This is a genomic window from Bacillus sp. AM 13(2015) (assembly GCF_001518755.1).
GTDB classification, from domain to species: Bacteria; Bacillota; Bacilli; order Bacillales; family Bacillaceae; genus Bacillus; species Bacillus safensis.
In genome coordinates, this window is record NZ_LKCP01000015.1 from 1 (window position 1) to 1,657 (window position 1,657).

Here is a 1,657-nt window from a genome sequence, read left to right on the forward strand (position 1 = left end):
CACTTGTGTAGTCGTACAATTGTTTAGAATAGCAATATTCTAAAGCAGCAGGAACATTTTTAGAATTAATGCCTTCTTTAAAATAATTTAAAATGAGTTCAATTTCGTTCTCTTTGTCAATGTAATTAATGATCTTATGAACTATCCAGAACGAGACATCCTTACCATTTAAAAATTTGCTTAAATAACTACTGCTTATGCCCAGCTTTGTTGCAACTTGTTTTTGACTTTCTTTAGACATTTCTATTGAGTTTCTTAAATGTGTCCGTAAGTCTTTCGCGATTGTACTTGTCATATATGATCACCTTACCATTGTTAAATTTATCATGAAGTACAAAAAAATGTTGTCGTAAATTGTCGTAGAAGTATGAATTTTTGCTCTAATAAATAAGTTAATTCAATTATAATCCTATTGTGTAACTTATTAACATACGACTTTCGGAGTTATTTAGATTAAAGGTTTAATTTGCAAAAGGTTTGCTTAGCATTCGAAATATGATTTCGAACAGTCTTTTCGCTAATAAAAAGCTCGCTTGCAATTTCTTTTGTTGTTTTATCTTGGACGAGCAATTCGAATACTTCTCTTTCTCTTTTGGTTAATAGCGGCTTGGATTGAAACTCTTTCTCCTTCAAGTATTGTAACCCTCCTTGCTAAGGTGAGAGCTCTAGTCTCTATAGAATGGGATTCTGTATAGTCGAGATATCATATGCCGGGTACCTGAGGTAGGTGACGTTAAAATCAAGAAATCCCGCATATCAGCGTCCAATTTACTGCGCTTTCAGCCACGCAAAAAAGGACGAGTCTCCTCACCGAGACATCGTCCTTTTTTACGTGGTATTTAAAAGATTGTAATGGCGCCTGTTAACAATGCAATAAGTGTTGTAAAAAGGGCAGTTAACACGGTCCATAGGAGTGCGTATTTTTGCAAATCACCAATATCTTTGTTCAGCATACCAACAAGCAGCAGCGTTGAAGCCACAAGTGGGCTCAGTAAGTGGACAGGCTGTCCTATGATAGAAGCACGTGCAATCTCCACCGGATCAATCCCGTAAGCTGCGCCGGCTTCAGCCAAGATCGGCAGCACCCCGAAATAGTAAGCATCATTTGAAAGAATAAATGTAAATGGCATACTCGTCAAAGCAACAATCAGCGGGAAAAATGAGCTGTAGGAATCAGGAATCATGTAAATGACCAAATTGGCAATGGCCTCAACCATCTTTGTTCCTGAGAAGATCCCTGTGAAAATTCCTGCTGCAAATACAAGTGTGATAACCGTTAATGCATTTCCTGCATGCGATAAAATTCGCTCGCGCTGATCTTCAACCTTTGGATAGTTAATCATAAGAGCAATGACAAATCCAATTAAGAAGAGTACAGGAATTGGGATGATATCCAGGACTAGTGTGACCATGACAGCAATTGTAAGGAAGAAGTTAATCCAAATCAGATTCGGCCTTTTGATATCGGCTACTCCATCCTCAATTGACGCAGCCAATTCTGGAGAAATGGACGGCTCTTCTTTGTACTGAATTTCTGCAACCCCAATTCGTTTTCTTTCTTTTTTTCCAAGTACGTAAGCAGTAAAAAGTATAAAAAGACCGCCTCCAACCATCGTTGGGAGTAATGGAATGAAAAATTCGCCTGCATCTAATCCAA

3 protein-coding genes are annotated in these 1,657 nt (G+C 38.0%); all 3 read right to left on the reverse strand.

Annotation, left to right across the window (positions count from 1 at the left end; genetic code table 11):
- Positions 1–295, reverse strand: a 295-nt coding sequence (locus AOQ70_RS01870) for a helix-turn-helix domain-containing protein (protein WP_156417729.1), incomplete at its 3' end; no start/stop codon positions are given.
- A 158-nt stretch (positions 296–453) separates the two neighbouring features.
- The gene (locus tag AOQ70_RS01875; protein WP_059374661.1) at positions 454–633 is read right to left on the reverse strand and encodes a helix-turn-helix domain-containing protein; all 180 of its coding nucleotides are present in this window, start codon (positions 631–633) and stop codon (positions 454–456) included.
- A gap of 206 nt (positions 634–839) precedes the next feature.
- A partial coding sequence (locus AOQ70_RS01880; protein ID WP_231730807.1) for a citrate:proton symporter occupies positions 840–1,657 on the reverse strand: 818 nt, incomplete at its 5' end.